The sequence below is a fragment of the Bacillus sp. USDA818B3_A genome, from assembly GCF_009928415.1.
In the GTDB taxonomy this organism is placed as follows: Bacteria; Bacillota; Bacilli; order Bacillales; family Cytobacillaceae; genus Neobacillus.
In genome coordinates, this window is sequence record NZ_JAABNN010000025.1 from 1 (window position 1) to 17,983 (window position 17,983).

At 39.9% G+C, this 17,983-nt stretch carries 16 protein-coding genes; all 16 read right to left on the reverse strand.

What is annotated here, in order from left to right:
- Nucleotides 1-301 precede the first annotated feature (301 nt).
- The gene (gene lysS / locus GXK58_RS23720) at nt 302-1,786 is read right to left on the reverse strand and encodes a lysine--tRNA ligase (protein ID WP_160725651.1); all 1,485 of its coding nucleotides are present in this window, start codon (nt 1,784-1,786) and stop codon (nt 302-304) included.
- 221 nt (nt 1,787-2,007) lie between these two features.
- Nucleotides 2,008-3,009, reverse strand: coding sequence for a tRNA dihydrouridine synthase DusB (gene dusB, locus GXK58_RS23725; protein ID WP_160725652.1), 1,002 nt, complete (start codon nt 3,007-3,009; stop codon nt 2,008-2,010).
- A gap of 16 nt (nt 3,010-3,025) precedes the next feature.
- Nucleotides 3,026-3,232 (reverse strand): helix-turn-helix domain-containing protein, encoded by a 207-nt coding sequence (locus tag GXK58_RS23730; protein WP_160725653.1) that lies wholly within the window; start codon nt 3,230-3,232, stop codon nt 3,026-3,028.
- Nucleotides 3,184-3,711 (reverse strand): 2-amino-4-hydroxy-6-hydroxymethyldihydropteridine diphosphokinase, encoded by a 528-nt coding sequence (folK, locus tag GXK58_RS23735; protein WP_160725654.1) that lies wholly within the window; start codon nt 3,709-3,711, stop codon nt 3,184-3,186. Before folK ends, GXK58_RS23730 begins: the two co-directional genes overlap by 49 nt.
- Before the next feature lie 2 nt (nt 3,712-3,713).
- Entirely contained in the window at nt 3,714-4,073 is a 360-nt protein-coding gene (gene folB, locus GXK58_RS23740; RefSeq protein ID WP_160725655.1) for a dihydroneopterin aldolase, read from the reverse strand.
- Nucleotides 4,066-4,908 carry a dihydropteroate synthase gene (folP, locus tag GXK58_RS23745; protein WP_160725656.1) on the reverse strand — a complete coding sequence of 281 codons (843 nt, stop codon included), beginning with the start codon at nt 4,906-4,908 and terminating at the stop codon, nt 4,066-4,068. The genes folB and folP overlap by 8 nt, the downstream gene beginning before the upstream one ends.
- Nucleotides 4,909-5,002: 94 nt before the next feature.
- Nucleotides 5,003-5,929: a cysteine synthase A gene (cysK, locus tag GXK58_RS23750; RefSeq protein ID WP_160725657.1), complete on the reverse strand. Its 927-nt coding sequence runs from the start codon at nt 5,927-5,929 to the stop codon at nt 5,003-5,005.
- Nucleotides 5,930-6,149: 220 nt separating this feature from the next.
- A complete protein-coding gene (locus GXK58_RS23755) occupies nt 6,150-7,046 on the reverse strand; it encodes a peptidyl-prolyl cis-trans isomerase (RefSeq protein ID WP_160725658.1) in 897 nt (298 codons plus the stop codon).
- Nucleotides 7,047-7,128: 82 nt separating this feature from the next.
- Nucleotides 7,129-8,007: an Hsp33 family molecular chaperone HslO gene (gene hslO / locus GXK58_RS23760; RefSeq protein WP_160725659.1), complete on the reverse strand. Its 879-nt coding sequence runs from the start codon at nt 8,005-8,007 to the stop codon at nt 7,129-7,131.
- Nucleotides 8,008-8,040: 33 nt separating this feature from the next.
- Complete coding sequence (locus GXK58_RS23765; protein WP_160725660.1) at nt 8,041-8,808, reverse strand: type III pantothenate kinase; 768 nt, start codon at nt 8,806-8,808, stop codon at nt 8,041-8,043.
- 111 nt (nt 8,809-8,919) lie between these two features.
- Nucleotides 8,920-10,878 (reverse strand): ATP-dependent zinc metalloprotease FtsH, encoded by a 1,959-nt coding sequence (gene ftsH, locus GXK58_RS23770; RefSeq protein WP_160725661.1) that lies wholly within the window; start codon nt 10,876-10,878, stop codon nt 8,920-8,922.
- Nucleotides 10,879-11,001: 123 nt separating this feature from the next.
- Nucleotides 11,002-11,544 (reverse strand): hypoxanthine phosphoribosyltransferase, encoded by a 543-nt coding sequence (gene hpt / locus GXK58_RS23775; protein WP_160725662.1) that lies wholly within the window; start codon nt 11,542-11,544, stop codon nt 11,002-11,004.
- A gap of 24 nt (nt 11,545-11,568) precedes the next feature.
- Nucleotides 11,569-12,954, reverse strand: coding sequence for a tRNA lysidine(34) synthetase TilS (tilS, locus tag GXK58_RS23780; protein WP_160725663.1), 1,386 nt, complete (start codon nt 12,952-12,954; stop codon nt 11,569-11,571).
- 326 nt (nt 12,955-13,280) lie between these two features.
- Nucleotides 13,281-14,300: a protein kinase domain-containing protein gene (locus tag GXK58_RS23785; protein WP_160725664.1), complete on the reverse strand. Its 1,020-nt coding sequence runs from the start codon at nt 14,298-14,300 to the stop codon at nt 13,281-13,283.
- Complete coding sequence (locus tag GXK58_RS23790) at nt 14,269-15,009, reverse strand: vWA domain-containing protein (protein WP_160725665.1); 741 nt, start codon at nt 15,007-15,009, stop codon at nt 14,269-14,271. The genes GXK58_RS23785 and GXK58_RS23790 overlap by 32 nt, the downstream gene beginning before the upstream one ends.
- 95 nt (nt 15,010-15,104) lie before the next feature.
- Complete coding sequence (gene spoIIE / locus GXK58_RS23795) at nt 15,105-17,579, reverse strand: stage II sporulation protein E (protein WP_160725666.1); 2,475 nt, start codon at nt 17,577-17,579, stop codon at nt 15,105-15,107.
- Nucleotides 17,580-17,983: the final 404 nt, after the last annotated feature.

Sequence of the window (17,983 nt, forward strand, 5' to 3'; positions counted from 1 at the left end):
AACTAATATTTATTGTTTGTTGACGTTTTTGTTTGTTTAGTTTTCAAAGAACAATTACTTTATCGCTCAAAGGCGACTTTGTTATCATAACAAGTTATCAACCTAAAGTCAACAACTTTTTATAATTTCTTTTTCTTTCGTGTTACTGTTTTGCAGCAACGAATAATAATATACCACCTTCAGAACTTGGATGCAATACCTTTTTTAAAGAAAAAATATTCACGCTACTTTTAATATAACAAATAAAGCACACGATTTTTGAAATACCGTGTGCTTCTTACTTTTATTAATATTAGAACTCTTATTTATGACGCATAAGCGGGAATAATAATACATCGCGGATGGATGGAGCATTCGTTAATAACATGACCAAGCGATCAATACCAATTCCTAATCCACCTGTAGGCGGCATACCATATTCTAAAGCTTCAACAAAGTCTTCATCCATTTGGTGAGCTTCATCATTGCCTTGCTCCCGTTCTTTTAATTGCGCTTCAAACCGCTCTCTTTGATCGATAGGATCGTTAAGCTCTGTAAAGGCATTCGCATGTTCACGCGCAACGATAAACAATTCAAAGCGATCAGTAAAACGTGGATCCTCTTCATTTTTCTTAGCAAGAGGGGAAATCTCCACAGGATGCCCATAAATGAAAGTAGGCTGAATTAATTTTTCTTCGACTCTCTGCTCAAAGAACTCATTCACGATATGACCATATTGCATGTGTTCTGTTATCTCGATATCGTGTTCTTTCGCTAATGCACGAGCTTCTTCAACAGTCATCTCTTTCCAGAAGTCGACTCCAGTATATTCTTTTATAGCATCAACCATATGAAGTCTTTTCCACTCTGGTTGTAAATTCACTTCATATTCACCATATTGAATGGTCGTTGTCCCTAAAACCTCTTGAGCAATATGTGCAATTAAGTTCTCTGTAAGACTCATAATATCCCGGTAATCCGCATAAGCCTCATAAAGTTCAATCATTGTGAATTCCGGATTATGACGAGTAGAAACACCTTCATTTCTGAATACTCGGCCAATCTCATAAACCTTTTCAAGACCACCAACAATTAGTCTCTTTAAATGAAGCTCAATGGCTATTCTCATGTATAACTCCATATCAAGAGCATTGTGGTGTGTTATAAATGGTCTTGCAGAAGCACCGCCCGCAATTGAATGCATCATCGGAGTTTCCACTTCTAAATAACCATGGCCATCCAAATAACGGCGCATCGATTGGATAATCCGGCTTCTCGTAATGAAGGTTTCCTTACTTTCCTGACTCATAATTAAGTCTAAATAACGCTGACGGTAACGCTGTTCTACGTCCTTCAAACCGTGGAATTTATCAGGAAGCGGGCGCAATGCCTTAGTAAGGAATACAAAATCTCCAACTTTAACGGACAATTCCCCTACCTTCGTCTTAAAAAGGGTGCCTGTCACTCCAATGATATCTCCTAGGTCGGCTGAATCAAATACCTTATAGGAGTCTTCTCCAACTGCATCTTGGCGGATATATAGTTGAATTTGACCTGTTAGGTCTTGAATGTGGGCAAATCCTGCTTTTCCTTTTCCGCGCTTTGTCATAATCCGTCCAGCTAGTGAAACAGGAACATTTTTTGCATCAAGCTCTTCTTTTTCCAGTTCCCCATATTGTTCGATTATTTCTTTTGTACTGTGAGTGCGATCAAAACGCTTGCCAAATGGATCTAATCCATTTTCACGCATTGCATTCATTTTTTCACGTCTGACCAAAAACTGGTCGTTTAATTCTTCCTGACTCATGCTTACTTCAACTCCATCACTTTCTGATTTATGTAAAACTCATGAATACTGACCGATTTTCTTGTCCAACTTCCGCTTTTTTACATACTATATTATTTTACACAAACATGACAGTTCAGACATCAAAAAAGTTTTTAAATACATAAAAACTGCCAGTATTGCTACCGGCAGTTAATTCATTAAACAAAATTATTATAGAAAATAGAAGATGACCTGTCAAATTAACCTATGATTAACTGACTCTTTTCCTGCTCCTCTACATCAGCTGCTAAACCATTCAAAAGGGTTACTAAGTCTTCTCGTGTATTGCACTCGTTAACCGCATTACGCACTCTTCCATTACCAGGGACCCCTTTTAAATACCATGCCGCATGCTTACGCATTTCACGAACGGCAATATACTCACTTTTCAAAGCAATCAGTCGATCCAGGTGAAGAATACATACATCCATCTTTTCTCTTACAGATGGCTCACCTAAAAGTTTGCCTGTTTCTAAATACTGGACAGTACGGTATATCATCCACGGATTTCCTAATGCGGCTCTTCCGATCATGACACCATCTGCACCTGTTTCATCAAGCATCCTTTTTGCATCCTGAGGCGTTTGCACGTCCCCATTACCAATAACAGGGATGTTAACAGACTGTTTGACTTCCCGTATAATATCCCAGTTTGCTTTCCCTTCATACATCTGTATCCTTGTGCGGCCATGTAAAGCAACTGCTTTACCGCCTGCGCGTTCAACCATTTGCGCGTTTTTCACAGCAAAAATATGCTCGTCATCCCAGCCCATACGCATTTTAACCGTCACTGGCTTTTCTACGGCATCTACAACAGCAGAAACCATTTCATAGATTTTGTCGGGATCTAACAGCCATCTTGCCCCTGCATCACATTTTGTAATTTTCGGAACAGGGCAGCCCATATTGATATCAATAATATCAGCATTCGTGTTCTTATCTACAAATTTTGCCGCCTCAACAAGGGTTTCTTTTTCACCGCCGAAAATTTGCAGGCTAAGTGGTTTTTCACGCTCATCGATATAAAGCATATTCATTGTTTTCTCATTCTTAAAAACAATCCCTTTATCACTAACCATCTCGGCACATACCAAACCAGCGCCAAACTCTTTTACAGTCAGTCGGAACGCAGAATTACATACACCTGCCATCGGTGCCAGCACAACAGGATTTTTTATCTCAATATCACCTATTTTTAACATCAGTAACCTCCTTTTCTCAATCTATTGGTTTTAAATCTTCTATACTAATTTTTAAAGAACGAGCAATTCTCTCGATTAAATCTTCTGCAGGCAGGCGATTTCCTCTTTCAATCTCGCCTAAAATAGATACTGATACACCTAGTTCCCTCGAAAAGCCTTCTTGTGTATAACCTTTTAGCTTTCGAAAGGCTCGAATACGTCTTCCCCATTTTTCCGCTTCCATAATCGGACCCCTTCTTTATCTGGTAGTTCATTTACTATTATGTTAAGAGGCTTATCCACCCCAGGCAATCTAAGGTTTTGATCAATTTCTACTAATGGAACTACTACAAACGACCGTTCTATCATCCTCGGATGCGGTACAGTAAGTTTTTCTGATTCAATATTTTCTTGGTTAAAAGTAAGAATGTCAAGGTCTATCGTTCTAGGCCCCCACTTAATTTCCCTTTTTCTCCCAAGTTCTTTTTCTATATTTAAACAAGTATCTAATAATTCCATTGCAGTCAGACTAGTTTGTACCTTGATTACCATGTTTAAAAATAAATCCTGATCTTCATACCCAACCGGATCTGTTTCATAAATAGATGAAAAATTTACCACCTTAACGGTTGAATATCCTATTAATTGGTTTATTGCATTTACGATATTATCATAACGGTTTCCTATATTTGAGCCAAGGGAAATATATGCTGTATTTTCCAATATTATCTTCCCCTCGTTATTTCTACGGCAACAGACTTGTAATGACCAGGTATTGGAGGGTCTGGTTTTATCACTTTAACAGTTACATCTTGTACAAACGGAAAAGTCTTCAAGATATTCGCTGAAATTGTTTCAGCGACCGCCTCAAGGAGATTAAAAGGCTGCCCTTCAACCACTTCCTTGCAAACTTGATACAATTCACCGTAATTAACAGAAAACGCAAGGTTGTCTGTCTCCCCCGCTTTCTTCACATCTACTGAAACTGTTAAATCCACCACGAACCGCTGACCGAGCCGGTTCTCTTCCGGAAACACACCGTGATAACCATAGAACTCCATTCTATTTACATATATCTTATCCACTGATTACATCCTTTCCTAACAAAACATCCATCATTCTTGCCATTCTGCTCATTTCTTTTACGTCGTGCACCCTGATTATTTGGCAGCCTTTTTGGATGCCATAACAAACAGTTGCCCCTGTCCCTTCCATCCTTTCCTGTACAGGAAGATCCAACGCTTGTCCAATCATTGACTTTCTGGAAGTCCCTAATAAGACAGGATAGCCGAGCATGGCGAACTTTTCCAGGTTTTGCATGGTTAAGATGTTTTCCTGATAATCCCTTGCAAAGCCAATACCAGGGTCAAGGATGATATTTTCATCCTTGACACCAGCCTTTTTTACAATAGCGATACTCTCATATAGATCGTTTAATACATCCCGAATAAAGAAATCATAATTACGATCATGCCGATTATGCATAAGGATGATTGGAACGTCATATTCAGCCGCCACTTGCGCCATTCTTCCGTCCGCTTTCGCCCCCCAGATATCGTTAATAATATGTGCCCCCGCTTCGAGTGCCTGCTTGGCTACCTCAGCTTTATAGGTGTCAATTGATATGGGGATGGGAACCTGTTCGGAAATGGCCTTAATGACTGGAACGACCCGCTCTATCTCTTCCTCATCGGATATTACCGTATAACCCGGTCTGGTTGATTCACCACCGATATCAATAATATCTGCACCATTTGCCGCCATTTCCCTTGCATGCTCAACTGCACACTCTATGTGGTTAAATTCCCCTCCATCTGAGAAGGAATCAGGGGTAACATTTAAAATTCCCATAACAAGAGTCTTTTTTGAATAATCCAAGGTATATGGCCCGCATGTGATCTTTCCTGAAGTTGTTTTCATTCCATATTCCCCCACAGCTTGTTTTTTCACATTTTATCATATATTTAACAAAAAAAAGAGGCACCGGCAAAAATGCCGGCGCCTCAACTAATTTTTACTCAGCATCATATTGGTAAAGCGGAGTACTTAAGTAACGTTCACCGTTATCCGGAATAATCGCAAGTACTTTTTTACCTTTTCCTAGTTGCTTTGCTACCTTTAGAGCCGCAGAAATAGCAGCACCTGAAGAAATTCCTCCAAGGATTCCTTCTTCTCTAGCAGCACGGCGAGATGCTTCGAATGCTTCTTCTGTGTTAATTTGAATTACTTCATCATAGATTTCTGTGTTTAATGTATCAGGAACAAATCCTGCGCCAAGTCCTTGAAGTTTGTGCGGACCAGGGTTACCGCCTGATAGTACAGGTGAATCCTTAGGTTCAACAGCCACAATCTTCACTTCTGGGAACTTTTCACGAATCACACTGCCTGCTCCTGAGATCGTTCCGCCTGTTCCAATACCGGAAACAAACGCATCTAGCTGATCCATTTGTTCAACAATTTCTTTACCTGTCGTTTTTCTATGTACTTCAGGATTTGCTTGGTTTTTAAATTGTTGCGGCAAGAAATAACCGTGTTCCTTTACTAGCTCTTCTGCTTTAGCAATAGCACCCTTCATACCTGCAGGACCAGGTGTTAAAACAAGCTCTGCTCCATAGGCACGAAGAAGGTTTCTTCTTTCTAAGCTCATTGTTTCAGGCATAACGAAAATCGCTTTGTAACCTTTAGCTGCAGCAATCATCGCTAGACCAATACCTGTGTTACCACTTGTTGGTTCAATGATGGTATCACCTGGTTTAATTAACCCTTGCTCTTCTGCAGCTTCAATCATCGCTAGACCAATACGGTCTTTAACACTGCTGCCTGGGTTAAAGTACTCAAGTTTTAAATAAACTTCTGCACTGTTTTCTTCTACTAATCTGTTTAATTTAACAATTGGTGTTTGGCCGACTAAATCAGCCACTGAATTTGCAACACGAACCATTAGGACACCCCTATTCCGAGTATTTTTATTGGATTTATATTATTAAATTTACCAGTTTTTAAGCTAATTTGTCAATTGTTTTGACCAATATATTTCGAATAAATTGAAAATATTTTTGGGAGATATCTACTAAGTATGAGTCAAAGGTACTAGAGACCGACTTATATGGTTTATTATACTTAATTAATACTAAAAAAACACAGAAAATAGTTCTGTGCTCTTAATTCATTTCATTATTTTTATAAAACCAATCTACTTTTGCTTCATCCCAGAAGATTGATGCTGAGACAGGTGTTTTCATTTGCTCTAGAGCTATTTGCCGGCGGATTTGATCCTTTACCTCGTTATAAGAATAGTTCTTTCCACTAATTTTTCCATCTAGTTTTAAAAGCGCATATCCTTCGTTTATTTTTATCGGCTTACTGACGGCTTTAATCTTTAAAGATTTAACAGTGGTTATATATTGTTTCGGATAACGTTCATCCCCATTACTAATATATCCAATATCTCCGCCTTCATTAGCTGAAAACTCCTCGATTGAGCGTTCCATTGCTAAAGCTGAAAAACTTGATCCGCGTTTAAGCTCTTTAGCAGCCATTTCTGCTTCTTTTTTTGTTTTGACAACGATGTGCGATAAATGATAGGCAGCTGGAACACTAAACTGGTTTTTATTTTTAAGATAATAACTTTTTAGTTCCTGTTCAGAAACAATTACATCTTTTGTCAAGAGTTCTTCCAAAAGCAGGCTGCTGCGGATTTGTTCCTTCCATTCAGCCACGCTTTGATGGTCTTTTTGACTAAATGAATTATAGGTGGTTTGAAGCATGCGATATTCCCGGTTAACATCTTTAGTTGATACCTTTATCTTATACTTACTTGCCATTTCTTCAATTACTTTCTGGTCTACCATTTCTTTCAGCACATCTTCACCATACCTGGCTTCTAGTTCATTAAGCCATGCTTGTCTGGTTATTTCCGACTTTCCAACGGTGGCCACAGCCTCTTCATTTGCGGCAATACCATTTACTCCATTTGCCTTTGTAAGAAAAAGGGCCACTGTCAAACAGTTCAAAAAGATAAGGGCTGCAATGATCATCCAAAGCTGTTTCTTTCCCAACCTTTTCTCCTCCAAATCAAAAAACACGCGCCCGTCAGTCAAATAACTAATTACCGGGCGCAGGTCTGAATATATTAAAAAACTACTTTGCTTTTTCTCTTAACACTTCCAGCTCTTCCTTTGAATACTGGTATCTCTCATTACAGAAATGACAGTGGGCCTCTGCCTGTCCGTCCTCTTCAATCATTGCTGTAATCTCAGCCGTTCCTAATCCAATAATGGCATTAGCAAAACGTTCTTTTGAACAATTACATTCAAATTTAACCGGCATTGTTTCTAGCACCTTTATATGTTCTTTCCCAAACAGCTCTTCAAGGATTTGTTCCGGTGTCAGGCCTCGTTCAACTAATTTTGAAATTGGCTCAATCGTTTTTAACCTCTCTTCTAACTGAGTTATAAGAGCATCTGGTGTACCAGGCATTAATTGAAAAATAAAACCGCCGGCAGCTAAAATTGAATCATCCGGATTGACCAATACACCGACTCCGACTGAAGAAGGTACTTGTTCAGAGGTCGCAAAATAATAGGTAAAGTCTTCGCCTAATTCTCCTGAAACAAGCGGTACCTGTCCAGAGAAAAAGTCACGTAACCCAGTATCCTTCACTACTGCTAGCGTGCCGTCAGTGCCGACCGCACGGCGGACATCAAGCTTGCCATGTTCATTGGATTCAAAATCAACCTCAGGATTGGTTACGTATCCACGGACTTCCCCTTTGGCATTACTATCGACAACAATCGGACCAAGCGGACCGCCTCCATTAATCTTAACAGTCAGTTTGTCCTCCCCTTTTAGCATAGCCCCCATCATGACGCTTGCGGTCATCGTGCGGCCAAGTGCAGCAGATGCAGTGCGCCATGTTTGATGCCGGCGCTGTGCTTCACTGATTGTATCCGTTGTTCGAACAGCATATGCCCGGATATTTCCCTCATAGGCCAAGGCCTTTACTAAATAATCTTTCATTTTAAAACTCCCTTCAAATGCAATAACTATAGGTTATCCCATGTTACGTTTATAGATAAGTGCAAGTCCTTTTAAAGTTAAAAACGGGTCTACGATATCAATAATAGTCGATTCCTGTGAAATCAAACCAGCTAGCCCGCCTGTTGCAATGACGGTTGGTTTTTTTGAGCCTTGATCCATCATCCTTTTGACAATGCCCTCAACTTGTCCCACATATCCATATACAATACCTGCCTGCATAGCGGAAATGGTATTTTTTCCAATAACCCCTTCAGGTCTGGCAATTTCAATTCGCGGTAACTTTGCAGCTCTAGAATAAAGGGCCTCGGTTGAGATGCCTATGCCTGGTGCAATTGCTCCCCCCATGTATTGACGCTCCTCATTCACATAGCAATAAGTAGTTGCCGTCCCAAAATCCACAATGACCAGGGGGCTTCCATATTCGTGGATCGCTGCAACGGCATTGACAATACGGTCTGCCCCTACCTCTCTAGGATTTTCGTATTTAATATTGAGCCCTGTTTTTATTCCAGGCCCAACAACAAGAGGTTTTAAGTGAAAATACTTTTGACACATTCTTTCTAAGGCAAACATAATCGGCGGCACAACAGAAGAAATAATAATGCCATCGATATCAGAGAACTTTAGACCTGAAAAATCAAACAGGGACTTTATATTCATTCCAAACTCATCTTCCGTACGATTGCGGCTGGTTTCTATCCGCCAATGATACTTGAGTTCATCCCCGTCATAAACACCTAAGACAATATTGGTATTTCCCACATCAAATACGAAAATCAAATCTATCACTCGCTTTTATTAATATTCTTATTCCTCATAAGCAACATCATATCATAAATAGTATGTGAGTAAAAAAAAGAGTGCTTCTCTTGAAGCACCCTTTCACTTTATTTACTTATTATCGTTATCATCGGAAGGAGTTTCTGAGGAAGGCTTTTCCTCAATACCGGATTCATCCTTCTTTTTATTGATATTGACCTTTACGTCATCCGTTTTTTTTGGTCCAATTTTAACCGTTTCTAAATGAAGAGACGGTTCTGGCATGTGGCCATTTTCAACTAGATATTTAATTTGTTCTGCAACAAGCGTTTCAACCTCAAGAAGTGTCGTTGCGATGAGGTCAAGCTTATCACGATTTTCAGTAAGGATTTTTCTAGCTCTCTCATAACATTCTTTAATAATGCTTTGAATCTCGAGGTCAATTTCATAGGCAATTGCATCGGAATAATTTTGCTCATTATGGATGTCACGTCCCAAGAAAACCTGACCGCCGGATCCTTGACCAAACTGGAGCGGCCCAAGCTTATCACTCATTCCATATTCCGTAACCATCTTACGAGCAATACCAGTTGCACGTTGGAAGTCATTATGTGCGCCCGTACTTACTTCTCCAAAAACAATTTCCTCTGCGACACGTCCGCCTAATAAACCAACAATTTTATCAAGCAATTCTGGTTTCGTCATAAAGTAACGATCTTCTCTTGGAAGCATAACAGCGTATCCACCGGCTTGCCCACGTGGAACGATGGTAACTTTGTGAACCATATCCGCTTCATCAAGCACCAAGCCAATTACTGTATGACCACCTTCGTGGAATGCGACGATTTTGCGTTCTTTTTCAGAAATAACTCTGCTTTTCTTAGCTGGACCTGCAATAACACGGTCTGTTGCTTCATCGATATCTTCCATATCGATTTTCTTTTTATTACTGCGAGCTGCAACAAGTGCTGCTTCATTTAATAAGTTCTCTAAGTCGGCACCAGAAAAACCAGGTGTACGCATAGCAATATTTTTCAAATTAACAGATTCATCTAATGGTTTATTGCGTGCATGAACTCTCAGAACAGCCTCACGTCCAACTACATCTGGACGGTCAACAGTAATTTGACGATCAAAACGTCCTGGACGTAATAATGCAGGATCGAGAATATCTGCCCGGTTTGTTGCAGCAATAATGATAATACCCTCATTGGCACCGAATCCATCCATTTCAACTAAAAGTTGATTCAATGTTTGTTCACGTTCATCATGTCCCCCGCCAAGTCCAGCTCCACGCTGACGACCAACGGCATCGATTTCATCAATAAAAATAATACATGGGGCATTCTTTTTTGCATTTTCAAATAAATCACGTACACGCGAGGCTCCAACCCCAACAAACATTTCGACGAAATCCGAACCGCTTATTGAGAAGAAAGGTACGCCTGCTTCACCTGCCGTAGCACGTGCTAGTAATGTCTTACCAGTACCCGGAGGTCCTACTAAAAGGACACCTTTTGGAATCCTTGCTCCTAGTTCAGCAAATCTTCTAGGGTCTTTTAGGAATTCAACTACCTCTACTAATTCTGCTTTTTCTTCATCTGCACCAGCTACATCTCTAAAACGAACCTTTTTCTTATCATCGTTATAAAGCTTTGCCTTTGATTTACCAAAGTTCATGACTCGGCTTCCGCCGCCCTGTGCTTGGTTTAGTAAGAAGAAGAATAAAATAAAGATAATCACGAACGGAATAATGGAAGTAAAGAAAGTAACCCAGCCGCTTGTTTCTTTTGCGGGCATTACCTCCACTTTAGAGCCTGATTTATCAATTCGGTCGAGAATCTTTTCACTGTTCGGAATATAGGTAATAAACTTCTTATCATTAGCTTCTAGTACACCCCGAACCTCATAAACACCACGTTCAGGCTGCATGGAAAATGATTTGACCTTATCACTCTCTAGCTGTGTTACAAACTTATCATAAGAGATATGATCTGTCGGTTCATTGCTTCCATTGAAGAAACTAACTACGCCAATAATGACTAAAAATATTAATAAATAAAAGATGGTATTACGGAAAATCCGATTCATCTCTTACCTCCTCCCGCGGATAAAAACTATATTAAATAGTATCATAGAAAATCTTACTAATTCAAGGAATTACTCTCAGTTAACAGGCTGTTTGAAAGAGTAGAGAATAATGTTTTTTGATCATTATTTGCTGTAAACTTCTGGTTTTAATACCCCAATATATGGAAGGTTACGGTATTTCTCAATATAATCCAAACCATATCCTACAACAAACTCATCCGGAACAACAAAACCTACATAATCAGCTTGTATGTCACTCCTACGGCCTGTTGGTTTATCAAGAAGAGTAACGATTTTTATTGATTTTGCTTTACGATACTTGAACAAATCAACCAAATAACTTAGTGTTAAACCACTATCAATAATGTCCTCAATAATTAATATGTCCCTTCCCTCAACAGAAGTATCGAGATCCTTTATAATTTTAACCTCGCCAGAAGATACAAGGGCTGTACCGTAACTGGATACATCCATAAAGTCCATTTCAAGATAACAGTCTATCCCTTTTAACAGGTCAGCCATAAATGGCATGGCACCTTTTAAAACTCCAATAGCCAGTGGAAAACGATCTTGATATTCTTCTGTTAACTTTCCAGCCAATTCTTTAATTTTCGCTTGAATTTCCTCTTCTGAAACTAATACCTTTTCAATATCATCTTTCATCATAAAAATGTGCCTCCTAGAAGATCATTACTTAATGTATGTGAGTTGTATATATTGTTTTGCTGTTGGATCAATACCTTCAAAAGATGACCTTTTTATATTTGGAAGCCAAATAATTAATCCCTCTCTATCAGTAATAACAGGCCATAGATTCCTCTCATGCCGTGGAATTTTTTGATCAATAAAGATATCCTTTAACTTCTTTGATCCTTGAATGCCTTTTAATGTCATTCGGTCGCCTTTTTCCCTAGTACGTACAATCAGTGGTAAATGGAGCAGGTCCGCATTAAAAATGGCACTATTCCATTTCACTTGAGGATTTTCTCCGCCTATATAATCGACTGAAATACTCCCTCCATTTGGGAGCCTAATCAATCCAGGTTCATTGATTTCAATATAGTATGGTTCAGCGTTTATTTGCTCATATTGGATAGAAAGTTGAAAATAAGAGCGAATAACCTTTAAACCATTAGGAAGATCAAGGATTCCTGAAGGCCCGTGCTGGTGAATTAAGGTAAAGATTTGATCAATATGTATGGCAGAAAGAGATGCAGGTTTTTCTTTGTAAAGATAGTTTAATATTAGTTGAAACCCTCTCCTTTGTAAAGGTAAAGGCATTGCAAGGAATAGTTTTATGTCAATAGTAATTTTGTCCTCTTCTCTCTTTGCCAATACTGTGTTCAATCGTTCAGCTGCCAATTCCATCAGAAACTCTTCATCACTTTGCAATTCTTCACTAAACCGTTGAAACTGCTCATGTACATGGCTGTTCTCATTCTTAAGAAAGGGTAGAACCTGTTTTCGAAAGCGATTTCTAACATAAAGTCCCTTTGCGTTGCTCGGATCGATTCTCGGGTTCAGATTATGATGATTACAATAGCTTTGTAACTCATCCTTAGTCAGGCATAGAAACGGCCGAAAGATTGTTCCTTCATAAAATTTCCGTGTAAATGGAATTCCCGCTCTAGCCTTTCCACTGCTTCCTCTTGTCAGCCGCATAAGCATCGTCTCTACTTGGTCGTCACCATGGTGTCCAAGTGCAAGGTAGGGCGATTGAAACTGCTCCATTATTTTATGGTAAAACTGATATCTTACTTCTCTTGCTGCAATTTGTGAGCTTTTCCCTGTTTCATTCATGATTTTAGTTACATCGATTTGAATCATTTCGAAATCGACCTTGTTCTGTTCACAAAAATCTTTTACAAACATGGCGTCAAGATAGGATTCTTCTCCGCGGAACATATGGTCCACATGAGCAACCACTAGAAACAGATTTCTTTTTTGTCTTTCTTTCAGCAAATAATGGAGCAGTGCTAATGAATCGGGTCCTCCTGAAACCCCAACGACGATCCTTTTGTTTTCCAGTGAAAAGGAATGGCGCTGCAAAAAGGACTCTACTTTTGATTCCAACATATAAATTGCACACTTTCTAAAGCAAATTTGTTTTGTCAGCTTTAGCGCCAAGGCGCCTTCGCTTTTCTTTTTGTCTAGCTCCGGCGCCTAGGGGCTCGGGTCACAAGCCAATCCATCAAGAAGGCTAAAATGCAGCCTTCTCGCCGGCTCGTCTTGTGCCTGTCGCCCCTGGTCAAGGCGCCTTCGCTTTTCTTTTTAGCTTACCACTTTTGATGATGAACTATCAAAAATAAAGACACTTCATTATTGTAAAATCTTAGTCACATTTTACTTTGAAAAATAGGGTTTCTTTTTATACGGATGAACTAAAATTTAGTTTCATTTTATTATGGTAAATTATTAAAAGTATACCAAGCATATAGGACACCTAGAACGATAATGATAAATAAAAATTCCATCCTGCCGCTTTTTTTCTTTTTCCGGCGATAGTTAACCCTTGAAAGAGGCATGCTTTGGCCGCTATTTCCGTGCCTTTGTGTCATTTGTTTCTGCTGCAATGGATTTGATTTATTCATTCTTGGTTTAATTTGAGCATTGGCATTATTATCAACCATGATCTCCAATAAGTCCTCTCGCATTTGTTTTGCACGAGTATATTGTCCCTGAAGAGCCTTTAGAATGACTGGCTCAAATTTCATTAACTCTGGTTTTTGAAGAATGGCATTCTTTAGCTGTGTTAATCCACCGGTCGTTTTCAAAAAACGTTTTGGATAAGCGGTATTGATCATTATCATTGCGACTGCAAATAAATCGTAAGATGGTTCAGCCTTTCTCGATCCTAATTCCCAATATCCCCGGTCATAAAACTCAGTGAATTCCTTAATCGCTCTTCCTTGAATCGTCGTACCGCCTACATCTATACACCTTATTTTCGGAGGCGGTCCTGTTACAAGTAAATTCTCTGGTTTAAGATCACCAAAGACCCATCCATTTTGATGAAGCTGCTCTAAATCATTTAACAGTTGTAAAAATAAAACACTTGTCCAAGAGGGTCCTTTCGATTGTAGAAAAGACAAAAAGTCCGGACCTTGAATAAATTCCATTGCATAAAAAGAGATACGATTATTATTCCAATGCCAATCATCGACATCAAGCAAACAAGGCCCGAGGGAATGCCCCTGGACCTTTGCAAAGGATTTTAAAACATTAACCTCTGAGGTGATTGACATGCCATTATCACTCATCTTCAAAGCCACCTGAGTGTCATTATGTCTGGCAAGATAAACCACACCATTTGCACCAAATCCTAGTTCCTTTATGATTGTATATTTCTGTGAATGCCACTTACCTGTAATGATCGTCCCTGGGCTTACCTTATATTGACTCTTCAAAGTATGATTCATCATCGCGAGACAGCAGGCTCCTTAATGATTGTTTTTTCTCTGTAAAAGCAGATAATGCGGTCTTTAATGCCGGACCAGTTGGTGTGATGCCTCCAGTCGATAGCTGCGAAAAGACACTTGTCAAAACTTGCAGCTTTGGAGTCCAATCAAGCAATTTTTCGACATCATTCTTTTTCCCGGGAAATACATAAACAGAAAACAAATTATCTCCCGTTCGGGCGTTCAAGCTTAGAGAAAGATCAAGGAGCGCTTCTTTTACTGTCGGGAGCTTATGTTTCATGCTTGCACTTGTATCGACAAGAATCAACACCTCTAATTCGACAGTTTCCCCTAATTCGTCCACTACTTCCATGACCTCACCGCGTTTTTCCGGCGGCAGGTCTTCCATTGTTTGTGAACGTCCCAATATTTCCTGAAGCTGACGGTTTACTACTCCCTGAATGGTTTGATTCATCGCTTTCCTAGTAACCATCTGGACCGTTTGTGAAAGTCTTTCTGCATAAACAATCTGACTGACCCCGCCGCCTGACAAGGCAATCCCCTCAATCTCGGTAATACCCTTTTCGTCAATCACATCCTGTTCCATTACACCAATAACATTCACAGTTATTCCTTGTTCGTTCGCTAGCGCTGCCATTGCAATGGGGTCTTCCCCCTGGTTAGAGCATCCATCTGTGATCAGTAATATTTGCCGAATCTTTCCTGTGTACATAACCTTCTCCCCTCCACAAATAGTATTGCTACCATTTTCGACGAGATGGGTTAGATTTATACATATTTTAACGGTGAGTTGGATAAATTAACCCGTTAGGCATGCCGTTTCATTTTATGGAGAGGAATGGTTGCCCATTTTGGGGTATTATGCTTAATCTTGGCCACCGTGACCGTCATATCATCATCAATTAATCCAGACCTTGAGCGGATTACCTCTTCCATAATTAAGTCAGCTACCTCTTGCGGGTCATCGGTTTCTAACTCCTGCACCTTGCGTTTCATCCATAAATCATAATTTTCAACATGCCTTGGCCCCTCAAAGACACCATCGCTCATCATAATCAGCAAGTCCCCCGCTTTTAATTGCTCGCTGACAACATCGACTTCAAATTCCTGAAGAATACCCATTGGCAGGTTGCTCGCCTGAATTTTGATGACCTTGTTTCCTCGTTTGATAAAACTTGGAGTAGAGCCAACTTTTAAGAACTTGGCAGATGCATTTTTTAAATCAATCATTGCTAAATCTAATGTAGAGAAAATTTCATCTGTCGTCCGGAGTGAGAGAATGCTGTTAACCGATTTGATTGCCACCTTTTCTTCGATTCCTGATTGTAATATCTTTTGTAGAAGCTGCAGAGTCTCCTTACTCTCGTAATGCGCCCGTTCTCCATTCCCCATTCCATCACTAATAGCAATAGCGAACTTACCTAATCCAAGCTCAATCGTGGAATAGCTGTCACCTGATACTAAGCCGCCGTCTTTCGCTGCATGGGCAACACCTGTCTCTACCGTATAGGCCTTAGATGATCGAAAGTTTACATTACTTAATTCATCAGGGATGCTGCCGTATTCTTCTTTATTTACGATAATTGTTTCCCCAAGGATATCTGATAGCATCGGGGCAATTAACTTTTCACACTCTCCGTGGCTATTGCCAAACGGAACGGCCATCTCAATATCAACATTGCCTGGTTCCAAACTGTAGATATCAACTTGTTCAATATGGATACCAAAATCCTGGATTGCCTCCATGATTTGTTCCTCTTGTTTGTAGTGATTCTCTCTTTCTCGCTGGATTTCTTTTGCAAAGTTATCCATAACTTCGGATACGCCTAATAATTGCTCTGCTACCAGCTTGCGGCTCTCCCTTACCTGCTTCTTCAGTTTTATATTTGCTTGGAAGAAGGTTAACTGCTGGCCGATCGTTTCATATACCTTCTTAGAACGGGAGCATATCTTATCCCATTCTCTTGATAGTCTCGGTGAAACCGAGCCATCGTTTTGGTCCATTTCACGAATAACTTCTTCCATCGCTGCATAGGTTGTATTAAAATTCTTTGCCCAGCATTGTTCTTTTTTGAAGCAGGTTTGGCAGGTCCGTTCCGTCACATTGCTCATGAAATAATCCATTTCCCGGTTCTGCTCTTCGTCCTCCTGCATCACTTCCATTTGAGAGAAGCTCTTTGAAAGGGCATCGAATACACTTGAGAATTGGGACACCCGTTGTGCCGTAACATCACGCATTTTCCGCATATATTTTTGCTGTTCAGCGGTGTGTTCCGGCGTTCCTGGAATATATTTTGCTAGTCTTGAAGTAAAGGCTTGTGGTGTTAAGAGGAATAAGAGAACGGCAGAACATGTCTCTAATACGGTTTGTAAGATGGAACCTTCTCCCTCTCCGTACATACCGATCAGTAGGGTAGCAATAAATAAGCCGAGGGAGACCCCAATTTTTTTCCCTTCCTTCAGCAATCCTCCAAGTACGCCTGAAAATGCTAATAAACTCATATGATAGAAGCTGGAAACACTCGCAAGACTAAATATCAATCCCGTGACCACGCCTACGGTGGAACCTACTGTTGCCCCGGCTACAAAGGAAAATACCAAAACCAGGTATCTCGACATGATGTGTTCAATCGACATATCATATACCTTCCAGCCAATCGTGCCTGACATAATGGAAGCCAGCATGATAATTAAACAGACGATTTCTTCGGTTTTTAAAAGCTGTCTTCGTTTATTTAAGGTTATTAATGGAATACTTTGTAAAAAAATGAGAGTTAGAATAAGGGCAAGGCTTGTCTGGACCCCTACCATCATTAAATCGTACATAGTCAATTGTCTTGATAGAATGAAGGTTTCGGCTAATTTCCCAAAGCCTAGAATCCCCCCGACAAAAAATGGCAGGGACTTTACTTCATTTGTCAGCCATTTTTCACTTATTCGATAGATTATAAGGAACAGTACCGTAACAGCAAAGGTAAATACCGCATTTCCTAATGAAATGGTGGCAGCTCCGACGATTAATCCAATCAATGCAAGCGGGGCCCGATCCCTTTTGATTAAGTAAACAGAAGCAAAAAATGGCAGACAGAATGGGGTTAATTTTGCCAAAATCAGTGCCCGTCCAAGCAAGAATCCTACTAATATTAAAATGTAACCCTTTTTTATAAAGAAGGATTCGAGCATTAATTGGACTTTCCGTAATCCTTTTCCCAAATCCAATTTAGATGAATGAAGGTTGACTTCTCCGACTGGTTCTATCAAAGTAACATTAGTCTTTTCCATAAATCACACTCCCCTATTCTTTCATCGTTGCAAACTATTATAAAATTAATAGATTTAAAAGTTTGTCAAAATAGTGAACGAGATTCAATAATCGTTCGACGGTTTCTACTATATTCATTCAAATAATATATTTATGTCGTTTAAAGTAGAAAAGGTGCCTGTCACCATGTGAATTCTTCACATGGTGACAGGCACCAAGAAAAGCGGAAGCGCCTTGACCAGGGGCGACAGGCATAAGACAAGCCGGCGAGGAGGCTGCTTTTTAGCCTTCTTGACGGATTGGCTTATGACCCCGAGCCCCTAGGCGCTGCAGCTGGACAATAATGTAAAGCAAAAAAGACAAGCTGCCGATGCTTGCCTTTTTTCTAATAAGTGAAACCTGCCTTATCCCCAGTAAGTATGCA